Here is a 14,005-nt window from a genome sequence, read left to right as displayed (position 1 = left end):
CATAAAACCACGGAAGAAAGCCTAACACAGAATGATACATAAGAAAGAAAGCGTAGTATCATAATTACCATATTGCAACAGCTTTACGCTGTATATAAAAAAGGAGGTTTTTAAGCAATGTTTTCTAAACGGCCCTTATCTGTACTTCTTATCTCGACTTTATCTATGATTATTGCTTTTTCAGTATGGTCTGTCTTCGCGCCTATCGCCGCAGATATTCAAGTGATGTATTCATTAACCAATGCTGAAAAAAGTATCTTAATTGCCACTCCCGTCTTATTAGGTTCACTCATGCGGATTCCGATGGGAATTTTAACAGATCGCTTCGGCGGAAGAAAAGTGTATTCGTTAACAATGCTTGCTCTTTTACTCCCTACCATTTGTGCAGGCTTTACTCATTCTTACTCCATGCTGCTCTTTTGGGCATTTTTTATCGGCATGGCTGGAACAACATTTGCTATTTCCATTACATATGTCTCTAAATGGTATTCACCTCAAAAGCAAGGTTTTATTTTAGGAATTGCCGGGATGGGCAACTTAGGATCAGCGGTAGCAAGCTTTAGTATTCCACTTATCTTTTCTTCTTTTGGCTTGCCTTGGGTATTTTGGAGTTTAGCAATTGCGGTAGCTTTAATGGCTCTTTTATTATGGGTAGGAACTTCAGACCACCCTTCTGCTGCTTCTCCTAAAACGCTGCAGGAATCTTTATCGGTATTAAAATTTAGAGAAACGTGGTTTTTGTCCGTTTTCTATTTTTTAACATTCGGTGGATTTGTCACATTCAGCATCTATCTCCCTACCATTTTGCACGATCAATTTAATGCATCAACCGTAGACAGCGGGCTGAAAACAGCTATTTTTGTTGTATTAGCAACGTTTGTACGGCCTCTTGGAGGATATTTATCGGATGTATTCGGAGCAAAAAAAGTACTCACCTTTGTCTTTACCGGAATGCTGCTAATAGGATTATTTATCGCCTTTACCATCAGCTCCTTCGCGCTATTCAGCGCAGGTTGCTTACTTGCAGCCATTACCCTTGGTATCGGAAATGGAGCTGTTTTTAAAATGGTTCCATCTGTTTCAACAGGAAATATTGGAGCTGTTACGGGGATCGTAGGAGCATTCGGAGGAGTAGGCGGCTTTTTCCCTCCTATTGTGCTAGGCTTTATAAAAGATACAAGCGGAGATTACGTTGTCGGTTTTCCCTTACTAGCGCTTTTTGCTCTATTCTGTCTCTTACTGAATTATTCTGGATTCAAAAAACAAGATGTACGTATTAACCAAAAGCACCTTGCCTGATTCCACGTAAAAAGCCTCTTTTTGCAAGAGGCTTTTTGCATCAGCATTTTTAATAACTGCTTCTTTTTACAGAAGGGCTAATATTCACGGCACTTACTTTAAAGCCAGGCATCTTACAGGCGGGATCTAATTTCTCAGAAACAAGGTTATTAACATTTTGAGAATCCGCCCAGTGAAAAGGAACAAATACGGTATCTGGCCGAATGCCCTCTGAAAATTTACTTCTTACCACAATCCTTCCATATGAAGATTCAATTTGTACTAATTCTTGATTCGATATTTCATATTTTTTCGCTGTTGAAGGGTGAATTTCCATAAAAGATTCGAAATTTCTAGCAGATAAAGATGCACTTTTTCGCGTTTGTACACCCGTTAAATAGTGTGACACCACTCTCCCTGTTGTTAAATAGAGAGGATATTTTTTCGTTATTTTTGCTTTAGGAACAATAGCTTGATTCGAGACAGGGACCATCATCGCCTTTCCATCACTATGAGCAAAACGTGTTTCAAACAGGCGCTCGGTTCCTTTATCTGTTAAGCTTCTGCATGGCCATAAAATTCCTTTTTCCGCTCGTAATCGTTCGTACGTAATACCGGAGTAATCCGCGATTCCTCCTTTACTTGCTATTCGCAGTTCATTAAATATTTCTTCAGCTGATGAAAACGAAAAATATTCTTCTTTCCTTAAAACTTTAGCAATTTCACATAGTATTTCCCAGTCGTGTTTGATTTCGCCACGGCGCGGAAAGCTAGCTTCGCGCAATGTAACTCTTCCCTCTACATTTGTCATCGTTCCTTCATCTTCCAAATAAGAGGACGCTGGTAAAATTAAGTTTGCTAATTTTGCCGTTTCTGATTCAAACATATCTGCTACCACTAGAAATTCAAGCTTTTCAAAAGCCTTCTTAACAAAATTAGCGTTTGGATTTGAAACGGTTGGATTTGAACATACCAGAAACAGCCCTTTAATTTCACCGTCATGAATTTTTTCAATCATTTCATATGCAGAAACACCTTTTCTAGGAAGATCTTTCTCCTCTATGTTCCAAACATCTGCTATATACATCCGATGCTCGTGATTTTCGATTGAACGGTAGCCTGGAAGCTGATCTGCTTTTTGACCGTGTTCTCGGGCTCCCTGCCCATTTCCTTGACCAGTAATGGCTCCATATCCGCAGCGGGGTTTACCGATTTTCCCGACAGAAAGTAGAATATTCAAAAAGTTCTGCACAGCAGCACTCCCGTCTGTTTGCTGCTCTACCCCTCTAGCAGTAAAAATCATTCCTGTTTCTCTTTGACCAAACATACGGGCAGCTTGATACATTTTCTCAAGCGGCACTCCCGTTATTTCTTCAATGACACTAAATTCTAGAGACGCCACATATTGCATTACCTCTTCAAATCCATTAACACGTTCTTGTAGAAATCGTTCATCTAGATAATTTTCTTCGATAATGACCTTCAAGATTCCATTGGCTAATGCCGCGTCGCTCCCCGGTTTAAGCTTCAGGTGTAAATCAGCTATTTTAGTTGTACCTGTCTCTCTTGGATCAATAGCAATAATAAAAGCTCCGTTTTCTTTTGCTTTTTCAAAATAAGGCATAATCGTTGGCTGGCATTCCGCAATATTTGTTCCAGCTAACATAATACATTCAGTAAACGGAATCTCTTGTAAGCTATTCGTAAATCCTCGGTCCATGCCAAATGTTTTACTAGCAGCAGAAGCAGCAGCTGACATACATAAGCGTCCATTGTAATCAATATACTTTGTTTTTAACGCAACTCGAGCAAATTTCCCTAATAAATAAGCTTCTTCATTTGTAATAGAGGCACTTCCATAAACACCTAGCGCATCTGCTCCATTCTTCTCTTGAATCTCTGTAACGTGCTCTTTAATATAGTCAAGAGCTTCCCTCCAAGAAATCTTTACAAACTCTCCGTTTACTTTTAACAAAGGATATTGAATCCGATCTTTATGCAAAGGATGCTGGTGCGCATTCATTCCTTTGATACATAATCTTCCTTGAGAAGTAGGGTTGTCTCTTCCAATTGTTTTATACGTTTTTCTTTTTACATGTGTTTGTTCAACTAACTGCATTTTGCACTGCATGCTGCAGTAAGGACACTGCGTATTATAGATACGCTCGGTTTCAACTTGCTTTTGCTGCTCACGAAAATATTTCAACAGCATCTCAGTCATCGTAGGTCACCCTTCTTTCCTATAATAAATATGTGATTGCACGAGAGCGTTCTGAGCTGAGCTGCTTCATTAAATACTCTCGATTGTCTGCCTCAAACAAAACTTCTCTGACATGAACAATTCCTACTCGCTCGATCCAGCTGCCGACAGCTTCTAAATAGTTTCCCGTTTCACGGTAATATTGAATCAAAGAACAGCTGATTTCTATCGCTTCTTCGTTCGTTTCGGCCACATAAAACAGCTCCCCGCTTCTGGCTTCTGTGCTGCTTCCGCCAGCATATATTTCCCAACCTCTGTCTATTCTTCTTAATCCTATATCACTTGTTGTGACATCCTCTGTAATGTGAAAACAAGAAGCAATACTGATTTTGATATCGCATGGGGTCTTTACGTATTCAAGCTGTTTGTCTAATTCATTTGATAAAGCAAGAGCAGGTTCATACTGACAAATACACGTTCCTTTTCCTATATAAACAGATACATTTTTAACTGTACGTTCATATAGCTGCTGAAGTCCTCTATCTATTTCCTCACTTATCAACGAAAGATATTCTTTTTTCACTCCAATAAGTTGAATGCGCTGATCACTTGTTAAACGAATATTCGAGATGTTGTACCTTTCAGCTACATTTGCTATGTTCCTTAATTCCTGTACATTTGTCAGACCACCGTGAATTTGCGGTACCACTGCATAAGTACCGTCATGAAGCAAAACGGCCTGTTCATTCTCCGTAGTAAATAAAGAATGTCGATTATTTTCATAATGAGGATTCATCATATTTAAATAGTAATGAAGACCGCCTTCACATAACGAGCAGCCTTTCATGTCTTTAAACTTTAACATTTCTCTTACTTGCTGAACCGTTTCAAATTGATATTGCTGCATTTCTCTTACCAGCTCATCTTCTGATAGATGTGTACAAGCACAAAAGGTTTTTTGTTCAATGTTTTCATCAAATTCATCGCTTTGAATATACGTTAAAAGATCTGTTACAAGGGGCTTGCATCCTCCGCATGAACCAGAAGCTTTCGTGCAATTTTTTATTTCATCTACTGTCGTTAAATCATGTTTCTGTACTGCTTCAATAATACCTCCCTTGGTTACACCGTTACAGTTACATACCATATCTGTAACTGACATAGAAGCTGCTGCATTTTCCTTTTCATATTGAGAAGGAAATAATTGTACTTTTTCCGCTTGCGACAAATCCTTTTTTTCACTAATCATTTGTGATAGCTTTATAGCCTCACTGGTATCCCCAAAAAGAACGGCTCCCACTATTTTCCCTTCGCGAAAAACTACTTTTTTGTATATACCATCTAACATATTAGAAATCGTAATAGCTTTTGCACCTTGATTTTCCTTAAACTCTCCGACCGAATAAACGTCTATTCCTGATATTTTTAACTGAGTGGAAAGAACGGACCCGCCATAACCCTCATTTTTCATTTGGCAAAGGTGTCGCGCTAAGACTTTTCCTTGTTCGTAAAGAGGAGCAACAAGGCCGTATGTGATCCCTCGATGTTCAGCGCATTCACCTACTGCATAGATATCCGGGATGCTCGTTTCTAAATAATCATTTACGATAATTGCTCTATTTGTTTCTATTCCGCTTTTTTTAGCTAGATTCACATTTGGCCTCACTCCTGTAGCCATTACAACTAAATCAGCTGCAATTTTGCTGTTATCATTAAATCGGACGCCTTCTACTCGGTTTTCCCCTATAATCTCATCCGTATGTTTGTTTAATAGAAAACTCATGCCTTGCTTTTCCAATTCTTCTCTTAACATAGCAGATGCTGCTCTGTCTAGCTGTCGCTCCATTAAAAAACCCGAATGATGAATAACTTGAACATCCATTCCTAAATTTAATAGTCCTCTAGCAGCTTCCAGCCCTAACAGACCCCCTCCAATAACCGCTGCTTTTTTATACCGTTTAGAAATTTCAATCATTTTTCGACAGTCTTCGATGGTACGAAAACCGAGGACCCCTTCTTTTTCAGCCCCTTTAACGGGGAGCATATACGGGCTCGAACCGGTAGCAATAATAAGCTTGTCGTACATCGTCTCTCTGTTTTTATCTGTTTTTATTATTTTTCTCTTGGTGTCTATGTGCGTAACACTTTCTCCTTTAAATAAAGTGATATTATTTTCGTTATACCATGCAAAAGAATGAATGTTAATATCTTCAAGCTTTGTACTGCCTTGTAAAACGGTTGATAATAAAATTCGATTATAGTTAACGTGAGGCTCACTTCCAAAAACAGTAATATCAAAACAATCTGGAGAATGAATAAGAATTTCTTCAATACAGCGCATTCCCGCCATTCCGTTTCCGATTACTATCAGCTTTTGTTTCGTCATATAAAAACCTCCAACACATAGATTCAGACCGTAAAATATACATTTTTTATTATTTCATAAACTTCTCTAAAAGAAATGAACCTTGTTATAACTTCTAACATTAAAATCTGTTTAAAGCGTATGAATACGCCGATACCTTTCGCTGAAAGCAGGCTTTTATATAGAAGATTAATCTGCTTTAAAAAGGGGTAGAAAAAAGGATGCTGTGCTTGCATTACCTTTCTCTACGCTTTATAAGTACTCTATATAAAATTTTGTTATCTTCTTTTTGCCTACTATTTATTTATTTTGAAATCAATTATGATAAAAGAAAGAGTCTGAATTGGAGGTTTAAAACATGTCAATAACCGTTCACGCCACTCAGTGGATTCATTTTCAAATTAAATTGTATAACCTTCATTCCAAAACGAGATCGCTTAAAGATCAAAAACTAGAATTACCTCTACCAGAATTCCATCAAAACCTGATCATATTTACATCAGCAGCACGTCATGGCCTTACGTTTGGATATCAAGCCATTCAATGGGATACACCCTATACTTCTTCTCCGATTTACATAGAGCATCAGTCTATTCCGTGGTCCACTTTAGAACAACGTTCCCATAAGCGTATAACCGAACATATTACAGCTATTTTCTTAGAGACAATGTTTTATAGACAAAGTCAATTCAAACAATGTCAATTTTGTTTTGAATTTATCATTCCTGAGAGTCTTTTTGACCATACAACCTGCCAAAACTGCGCATCACGACATTTTGGAGTGGTGTATTAACAAATAAAAGCCTGAAGAAGTCAGAGGTTTTCTGACATCTTCAGGCTTTTATTACATGACTAGCTGAACAAAAAGTGGAATAACGGCAACTGTGACGACACCTACAATAACAACTGCAATACTTGCCATGGCTGCCTCTACTTCTCCCATTTCAATCCCTACGGCTACTCCCAGCGCATGCCCAGAAGTCCCAAGAGCTAATCCTTTCGAAATTGGATTCTTCACCTTGAATACTTTTAAAAATAAAGCGCCCAGTGCATATACAATGACTGCATTAAAAATAACAGCAAAGGAAGTAATAGCAGGAATCCCTCCAATATCTTGAGACAATGGCAGCGCAATCGCTGTTGTAGCTGCTTGTGGAAGCATTGATTTCATCACGACTTCATCCATATGAATACCTTTAGCAATCGCAAAAATAATCGCTACCGAACAAACTGACCCTACCGCAATAGAAGAAAGAATTTGCCACCAGTACTTTTTTAATTTATCGGCTTGCTTATATAAAGGGATGGCAAAAGCAATTGTTGCCGGTTCTAAAAAGAAGCTAATAATTTTTCCGCCGCTACTGTACTCCTCATAAGAAAAGTGACCAAGTTTCAAAAAAGCAATCCCGAGCACCATTGCCACAAATAAAGGAGTAAATAAGAAAAACCCTTTTGACTTTTTAAATAAATACGTTCCAATACCGTACGCAGCTAAAGAAACCACGATTCCAAAATACGGATTCATCTTTCCAACCACCTTGTCTCTTTATAATTGATATTACGCAATGCCCTGTTTTTTTGTTTTTTCACTCATATCTACATCTTTTATTTCTTCTTTTGCTTTATTATCTTTTGTCATGCCAAGTATAAGCTGTGAAAATAAGCCTGTAACGCCTAACAAAATAATCGTTGCCACGATGATAACTAAACAAATTTGAATGCCGTACTGCTGCATAACACCTAATGAATTCATAACAGAAATACCTGCTGGTACAAATAAAAATCCGATCAAAGAAGTTAAAGCCGTTCCCAGTGATTCAACTTGCTCTAGTTTAATAATCTTCAAGCAGAGTGCAAGAAATAACAGCACAAGTCCAATAACTGAAGCTGGCATCGGAAAAGGCAAATGCTCTGCAATAAAATCTGAAATCAACATAATTACGGAAAAAATAAATGCTTGTGTTAAAAAGCCATACACTTTTTTAGCACTCATTTCTTTCACCTCTCTCTGTTTGTTGACTTCATTATATAAAATGAAAACACGTTAGAAAGCGTTTTCAAATCAAAGAGTCGAATATTTGTGCTCACTTACAAAAATCGAGCCTTGAAATGCAAAAAACAGCCTGCTAAAATGCATACGCAAGCTGTTTCTTACTTAAATTCCTAAACGCTTCTTCAATTCTTTAGCATATGTACGGCTGACAGGAACTCGCTTATCGTTTTTCATCACTAAATTATACGTGGAATTAAACCATGGCTGTACTTCGGAAATATGATGTACGTTGACGATATAACCCCGGTGCACACGAACAAACGACTGAGAAGGGAGCTTTTTTTCTAGCATAGCCAGCGTATCTGCAGTATGATAGGATTCGGTTATGGTTTGAATGGTAACTTCTCCTTCTATTAGCCCTACAAACAAGATGTCCTCTATATTTACTAACACAATTGAATCGTCTACAGAAATCGCTAACTTTCCCGTTTGAGAAGAAGACTCTCCTATCGGTTCTTCTTCTTTAACAGCGTGATGAGGAACACGCATTTTTTTATATTTATGAATGGCCTGCACCACTCTTTCTTCATCAAAAGGCTTCAAAATATAGTCAATTGCATCTACTTCAAAGGCTTGTAAAGCGTACTGATCGTACGCAGTTGCAAATATAATAGCAGGCGGGTTTTTCATTTTTTTAAGTCTTTTCGCAATATCAAAACCGCTGTCATCTGACAATTGTATATCTAAGAATAATAAATCCGGCTTTTCATCCATCATTTTATCCAACGCCTCTTCGATACTTTCAGCTTCTTCAATGAAGTCTACTTCTTTCGTTCGGTGGAGTAAATATTTTAATTCATCTCGCGCTAACATTTCATCGTCTACTATTAGTACTCGCAGCATATTACATACCCTCGCTTTTTAATTCAATTGGTATAACAAACGAAACTGCTGTTCCCTCTGTTACGTCAAACTCCAGTGTCGTTTCTTTTCCAAACAATCCATGTAAACGTTGTTTAATATTGTAAAGAGCCGTCCCCGTTCCTTTTTCTGAAAAAACAGGCTCATTGCCAAGCAGTTCCAATCGTTTTGTGTCTATACCTTGTCCATTGTCTTTTACCTTTACGTATACATATTTATCTTTTGTCTCAATATAAACTTCTACGCGACAGTGTTTTTGTTTGCGCGGAAACGCGTGCCGAATGGCATTTTCCACAAGTACTTGAAGAATAAACGGCGGAAGCAAGACATCATCTAGTCCTTCTTCAATATACATCTCAATTTCGTATTTATTAGGGAATCTGGCTTGTTCAAGCGATAAGTACGCGTGAACATGGTCAAGCTCTTTTGATAACGGAATCAACAGCTGCCTTGCACCTTGCAAATTAGAACGAAAATAAACGCTTAGTTGCAGTAGCAGTTTTCTAGCTTTTTCTACGTCCTGTCTGCACAGCGCCGATATCGTATTAATGGCATTAAATAAAAAGTGAGGATTCACCTGTGCCTGTAAAGCTTTAATCTCCGCATCTTTTAGCAATTTACTTCGAAGCTCTGCTTCGCCGAGCTCTAGCTGAGTTGAAAAAAGTTTGGCCAATCCTTCTGCCAGCTCTTCCTCCACCCGGCTTAACCCGCTTGCATCTTTAAAGTACATTTTTAGTGTTCCAATGGTAGTACCGTGAGAAGTAAGCGGCATTACAATTGCGGCATGAAGCGGGCAGTCTTTATGCTGACAATCAATTTGTTCTCTCGATTTTGCTTTCATAATTTTTCCCGTCTTCAGCACTTCGTGAGACAGCCCGGTAATTAAACTGTGCGAAGGAACATGGTGATCAATTCCTTCTCCCACATGAGCTAAAATTTTGTGCGTATCCGTTAACGAAACAGCGTCCGTACCTGTGAAGCGATGAATAATATTTGCAACATTTTCACATGATTCACTAGTGAGACCCTGCCGAAAATGCGGAAGAGTTTGATCCGCGATTAATAATACTTTGTGTGTCTGAAGCGCTCTCATTTGTTCCTCTTGCCGTAAAATGGACTGAATAATAGATAAGAAAATATAGCTTCCCGTACCATTTACAATAATCATTGGAATAGCAATAATACTCACTAGCGTCCATGCCGAATCAAACGGTTTAGCAAATAATAAAATAATCAGCATCTGAAGCGTTTCCATCGCTATGCCTACAAGTGCAGCAAAGCGCGGTGTAATCGTTCGATGTTTTTTCCGGTAGGCATAACCGATATATCCAGTTAACACTCCTGCCAAAACGGATGAAACAGCGCAGCTAAACGCCGTACTCCCACCTAACATAAAGCGATGAACGCCGGCAAGTAGTCCTACTCCTAAACCAACAAAAGGACCGCCAAGCAGACCGCCCATTTCCACACCCATAATCCGCGTATTTGCAATGGAGCTTGATGGATCTACTTTTAATAATAAATCTTCATTTCGAATAATCGTTCCTTGAATTTCAATTCCCGTGTAGTTACTAATAATGCTAAAAAGAGAAAAAATAAAAATAAGTACAGCTTTTCCCTTATAACCTTGCTGTTTACGGAGAAATTGCCGAAAAACTTTTGTATGTGCTAGCAAAAAACCTATAATGACAATAACTCCGACTCGTTCTACCATCATAATTAATAAATGAATCATTTCTAGCCACCCTTTGCTGTCTGTTTCTATTTTATATTGTTACATTGATGGTGTCAGAAATCTAGCTGTATAAACAGAAAAAGCTGTTCGAATACGTACTGTATTCGAACAGCTTGACTTTAAGCTTGAACCGTTTTAAAAAATTGAGGCAAGTAATCTTTATGAGCTTCTAACATCTCATCGACAATTTGTTTAGCTAGTTTATCAGAAGCAACAAGAGGATTAATGGTTAATGCTAAAATAGCTTTGTCATACTCTCCTGTCACTGCTGCTTCAGCAGCAATCCGCTCAAATGACTTAATGGTTTGAACAAGACCGCGGACAGGTACGGGAAGATCGCCGACTGAAATTGGCTTTGGACCATCTTTTGTAATGATACAGCTTACTTCTACAGCAGAATCAGCTGGAATGCTTGCAATAGCGCCATTGTTCACTGTGTTTACAGGTTGAATATCGCCTTTATCCGTATAAATGGATGTAATCAATCGAACCGCTGCATCACTATAATAAGCACCTCCGCGCTGTTCTAATTGAGGCGGTTTAATGTCTAGGTTAGGATCTTTGTACAGTTCAAACAGCTCTTTTTCCAACTGTTTCACGACTTCTGCTCTGGTTTCACCTTTTTCATAATTAACAAGCTCTTTTTCTACCATTTCACGCGTTTTGTAATAGTACATGTGATATGGACACGTTAACGCATTTAGCGCTTTTGTGAATTCTGGCTCCCATCCAAGTCCTGCTACATTTTTCACAAAGCTGCTGTTAGTTGGATCACTCAATAAATCAATAACTTGATCTTTGACACTTACACCATCTACATATACATCTAATCCGTAGACCATGTGATTTAAACCAGCAAAATCAATTCGAATGCGAGAGTGGTCTACATCAAGCAGCTTAGCAATCCCCATTTCCATTCCGATTGGCACATTACAAAGTCCTACAATCTTTTTAATGTTACTATAGCGAAGCACAGCTTCTGTTACCATGCCAGCAGGATTTGTGAAGTTAATCAGCCAAGCTTCTGGACATAACTCTTCAATGTCACGGCAGATATCTAAAATAACGGGAATGGTGCGAAGTCCTTTAAATAATCCTCCCGGTCCGTTTGTTTCTTGACCGAGCACCCCGTATTTAAGCGGGATTCTTTCATCTTTCGCTCGTGCATCTAACAAGCCAACGCGAAATTGAGTTGTTACGAAATCCGCATCTTTTAGTGCTTCTCTTCGATTTAACGTTAAATGAACCTCGATTGGCAAACCTGATTTTTTCACCATTCTCTTCGCTAAATTTCCAACAATCTCTAATTTTTCTTTTCCTTCTTCCACGTCTACTAGCCACAGTTCTCGAACTGGAAGTTCATCATATCGTTTAATAAACCCTTCTATTAGTTCAGGCGTATAGCTTGAACCTCCGCCAATCGTTACAATTTTAATACCTTTTGTCATAATGTAATCCCCCCAGAAATTTTGATTGCTTCATATAAATCTACAAATTCAGTAGCCATTTCTTTTACCGTCATCGCATTCATTAAATGATCTTGAGCATGAATCATGAGCAGAGAAATTTCTGTGCTATCCCCTCTAATTTCTCCTTGAATTAACGACGTTTGGATATGATGAGCAGCATTTAATTCTTCCCCAGCTTGTGTAAGCTTTTCACGCGCTTCTGAAAAATCTCCCTTTTTGGCAGCCGCTATCGCTTCCATTGCTGAACTTCTGCCGTTTCCACCGTGTAAGATTAATTTAAAAATATATTCTTGAACGCTTTCCATTCTTTATCCCTCCTCACACAATATCTTTCTGTGTATCACTTGGTACCCCTTCAACTGCAGGCTGTATACCATGTTCTTCAGTGAATTTTTGTTTATCCCACATTCTAAAGAAAGGATAATAAATGCAAACAGAAATGCCGATGTTAATAGCTTGCATAACTGCACCCGATAATTTTCCTCCTGTGGCCAAATAGCCAGAAATAATCGGAGGCATGGTCCAAGGAACCGCAATACCTGCTGGTTTTGCTACCAGTCCTGTCGACATGGCAATATAGGTTGCTACTACCGTCACAAGAGGGGTAATAATAAACGGAATAAGCATCATTGGATTCATCACCATCGGAAGTCCAAAGATAATCGGCTCATTGATATTAAAAAGAGCTGGCCCTATTCCTAATTTACCAAGCTGCTTCATTTGTTGACTGCGCGCTTTTAAAATCATGGCAACGACTAGAGCTAGTGTCGCTCCGCTGCCTCCGATATTAATCCAAATGTCAAAGAACTGCTGTGTGAAAATATTGGGTAATGCTTCATGGTTAGCAAATGCAATTCTGTTTTCATCCATAGCTCCATACCAAATTGGAGCCATAATTCCACCGACAATATTCGCTCCATGAAGTCCACAAGACCACATGAGCATAATAACAAGCTCGGCAACTAGCGTACCGCCTAAACTGCCGCCTAACACACCTAAAGGCTTTCCAAGCAATTCTCCAACGATATTATGCAGACTTCCAAAATGCGTTTGTTCTACTAACAAACGTAAAATCCAAATAAATGCTATTACCGTGAAGCCAGGAATAAGAGCGGCAAACGATTTTCCAACAGCGGGTGGAACTCCATCAGGCATCTTGATGACAATATCTTTTTGAATAAACCATCTGTAAATTTCCGTAGAGAGAATCGCGACAATCATTGCTACGAAAAGTCCTTTACTTCCCATTAAAGCGGTTGGAATTCCGCCGTCTACTAAAATAGCTTCTTTAGCGCCGCTTGGGAGAAACGACACTTTATACGGAGTAGCAAGTAAAAAGGCAGCAAGTGAAATAGCACCTGCGGACAAAGCGTCTACTCCATATTTTTCAGCTAATCGATAGGCTATTCCGAAACAAGCAAGCAGCGCCATAATATCGAATGTAGCTCCAACTGGATACGCCATTTTTGTGGCCCATTCTTTTCCGAAAATCCCTGCCATAAAGTCGTTGTAACCTGGTATCGGTAAATTCGATAGTATTAAAAATACGGAACCGATAATAATGAGCGGCATTGTTAGAACAATACCGTCTCGAAGTGCTTGTAAATGGCGTTGACCTGCCATTTTCCCGGCGATAGGCATTACTTTGCTTTCAAGCATACTATTAAATTTGCTCATGTAGTCCACACTCCTATTTTGAAACTAGTTGAGCTGCAAATTTTAACACTTGTTCTCCATTACACGTTCCGTAGTGAACAGGATTTATAACGTCAACTGGCACTCCTTTTTCTTCACCTAGCTTCTTAAGCTGCGGCAGCAAGTAGCGCACTTGAGGTCCTAATAACAGTACATCTGCTTGATCAATATGGTTGCGAACAGAGTCACCAGGAACTGCCCAAATTTTATACTCCGTGCTTTGGTCCTGAGCACTTTTTTCCATTTTTGTTACTAGTAAACTTGTAGACATTCCAGCTGCACAACATAATAGAATATTCATCTGTCATTCCCCCGTTTTTTTATTTTGCTATCTGTTTTGTTGATAGTT

At 38.8% G+C, this 14,005-nt stretch carries 12 protein-coding genes; 2 read left to right on the top strand and 10 right to left on the bottom strand.

The features are described 5' to 3' along the window. The first annotated feature begins 117 nt into the window (after positions 1-117). A complete protein-coding gene (locus tag ACRPLY_RS24320) occupies positions 118-1,299 on the top strand; it encodes an MFS transporter (RefSeq protein WP_224979844.1) in 1,182 nt (393 codons plus the stop codon). 49 nt (positions 1,300-1,348) lie between these two features. On the opposite strand, the gene nasC is transcribed toward ACRPLY_RS24320, so the two are convergent. Beyond that, positions 1,349-3,499 carry an assimilatory nitrate reductase catalytic subunit NasC gene (gene nasC, locus ACRPLY_RS24315; RefSeq protein ID WP_224979843.1) on the bottom strand — a complete coding sequence of 717 codons (2,151 nt, stop codon included), beginning with the start codon at positions 3,497-3,499 and terminating at the stop codon, positions 1,349-1,351. Between the two features lie 19 nt (positions 3,500-3,518). After that, positions 3,519-5,864 carry a nitrite reductase large subunit NirB gene (gene nirB / locus ACRPLY_RS24310; protein ID WP_224979842.1) on the bottom strand — a complete coding sequence of 782 codons (2,346 nt, stop codon included), beginning with the start codon at positions 5,862-5,864 and terminating at the stop codon, positions 3,519-3,521. A gap of 337 nt (positions 5,865-6,201) precedes the next feature. Here nirB and ACRPLY_RS24305 point away from each other — a divergent pair, with 337 nt between their 5' ends. Next, entirely contained in the window at positions 6,202-6,636 is a 435-nt protein-coding gene (locus ACRPLY_RS24305) for a hypothetical protein (protein WP_033578088.1), read from the top strand. A gap of 51 nt (positions 6,637-6,687) precedes the next feature. On the opposite strand, the gene lrgB is transcribed toward ACRPLY_RS24305, so the two are convergent. The 8 genes from lrgB to ACRPLY_RS24265 form a co-directional block, all read right to left on the bottom strand. Continuing rightward, entirely contained in the window at positions 6,688-7,368 is a 681-nt protein-coding gene (gene lrgB / locus ACRPLY_RS24300; protein ID WP_028412309.1) for an antiholin-like protein LrgB, read from the bottom strand. 33 nt (positions 7,369-7,401) lie between these two features. Continuing rightward, a complete protein-coding gene (gene lrgA, locus ACRPLY_RS24295; RefSeq protein ID WP_028412310.1) occupies positions 7,402-7,836 on the bottom strand; it encodes an antiholin-like murein hydrolase modulator LrgA in 435 nt (144 codons plus the stop codon). A 162-nt stretch (positions 7,837-7,998) separates the two neighbouring features. Further along, a complete protein-coding gene (locus ACRPLY_RS24290) occupies positions 7,999-8,739 on the bottom strand; it encodes a LytR/AlgR family response regulator transcription factor (protein ID WP_033578087.1) in 741 nt (246 codons plus the stop codon). Position 8,740: 1 nt separating this feature from the next. Beyond that, complete coding sequence (locus ACRPLY_RS24285; RefSeq protein ID WP_224979841.1) at positions 8,741-10,492, bottom strand: sensor histidine kinase; 1,752 nt, start codon at positions 10,490-10,492, stop codon at positions 8,741-8,743. Between the two features lie 119 nt (positions 10,493-10,611). Further along, positions 10,612-11,940, bottom strand: a complete 1,329-nt coding sequence (locus ACRPLY_RS24280) for a 6-phospho-beta-glucosidase (RefSeq protein WP_028412315.1) — start codon at positions 11,938-11,940, stop codon at positions 10,612-10,614. After that, positions 11,937-12,266 (bottom strand): PTS lactose/cellobiose transporter subunit IIA, encoded by a 330-nt coding sequence (locus ACRPLY_RS24275; protein ID WP_028412316.1) that lies wholly within the window; start codon positions 12,264-12,266, stop codon positions 11,937-11,939. Before ACRPLY_RS24275 ends, ACRPLY_RS24280 begins: the two co-directional genes overlap by 4 nt. A gap of 13 nt (positions 12,267-12,279) precedes the next feature. Further along, entirely contained in the window at positions 12,280-13,638 is a 1,359-nt protein-coding gene (celB, locus tag ACRPLY_RS24270; protein WP_028412317.1) for a PTS cellobiose transporter subunit IIC, read from the bottom strand. A gap of 13 nt (positions 13,639-13,651) precedes the next feature. After that, a complete protein-coding gene (locus ACRPLY_RS24265; protein WP_028412318.1) occupies positions 13,652-13,957 on the bottom strand; it encodes a PTS sugar transporter subunit IIB in 306 nt (101 codons plus the stop codon). Between the last annotated feature and the right edge of the window lie 48 nt (positions 13,958-14,005).

The sequence above is a fragment of the Priestia sp. TGN 0903 genome, from assembly GCF_050846855.1.
Classification (GTDB): Bacteria; Bacillota; Bacilli; order Bacillales; family Bacillaceae_H; genus Priestia; species Priestia zanthoxyli.
The sequence above is the reverse complement of the archived record's forward strand: the minus strand, read 5'-3'. Positions and strand labels throughout refer to the sequence as shown.

Coding starts and splice junctions, on each gene's coding strand:
- ACRPLY_RS24320 (WP_224979844.1), top strand. CDS start 118: ATGTTTTCTAAACGGCCCTTATCTGTACTTCTTATCTCGACTTTATCT.
- nirB (WP_224979842.1), bottom strand. CDS start 5,864: ATGACGAAACAAAAGCTGATAGTAATCGGAAACGGAATGGCGGGAATG.
- ACRPLY_RS24265 (WP_028412318.1), bottom strand. CDS start 13,957: ATGAATATTCTATTATGTTGTGCAGCTGGAATGTCTACAAGTTTACTA.
- ACRPLY_RS24275 (WP_028412316.1), bottom strand. CDS start 12,266: ATGGAAAGCGTTCAAGAATATATTTTTAAATTAATCTTACACGGTGGA.
- nasC (WP_224979843.1), bottom strand. CDS start 3,499: ATGACTGAGATGCTGTTGAAATATTTTCGTGAGCAGCAAAAGCAAGTT.
- ACRPLY_RS24285 (WP_224979841.1), bottom strand. CDS start 10,492: ATGATTCATTTATTAATTATGATGGTAGAACGAGTCGGAGTTATTGTC.
- ACRPLY_RS24305 (WP_033578088.1), top strand. CDS start 6,202: ATGTCAATAACCGTTCACGCCACTCAGTGGATTCATTTTCAAATTAAA.
- ACRPLY_RS24280 (WP_028412315.1), bottom strand. CDS start 11,940: ATGACAAAAGGTATTAAAATTGTAACGATTGGCGGAGGTTCAAGCTAT.
- celB (WP_028412317.1), bottom strand. CDS start 13,638: ATGAGCAAATTTAATAGTATGCTTGAAAGCAAAGTAATGCCTATCGCC.
- ACRPLY_RS24290 (WP_033578087.1), bottom strand. CDS start 8,739: ATGCTGCGAGTACTAATAGTAGACGATGAAATGTTAGCGCGAGATGAA.
- lrgB (WP_028412309.1), bottom strand. CDS start 7,368: ATGAATCCGTATTTTGGAATCGTGGTTTCTTTAGCTGCGTACGGTATT.
- lrgA (WP_028412310.1), bottom strand. CDS start 7,836: ATGAGTGCTAAAAAAGTGTATGGCTTTTTAACACAAGCATTTATTTTT.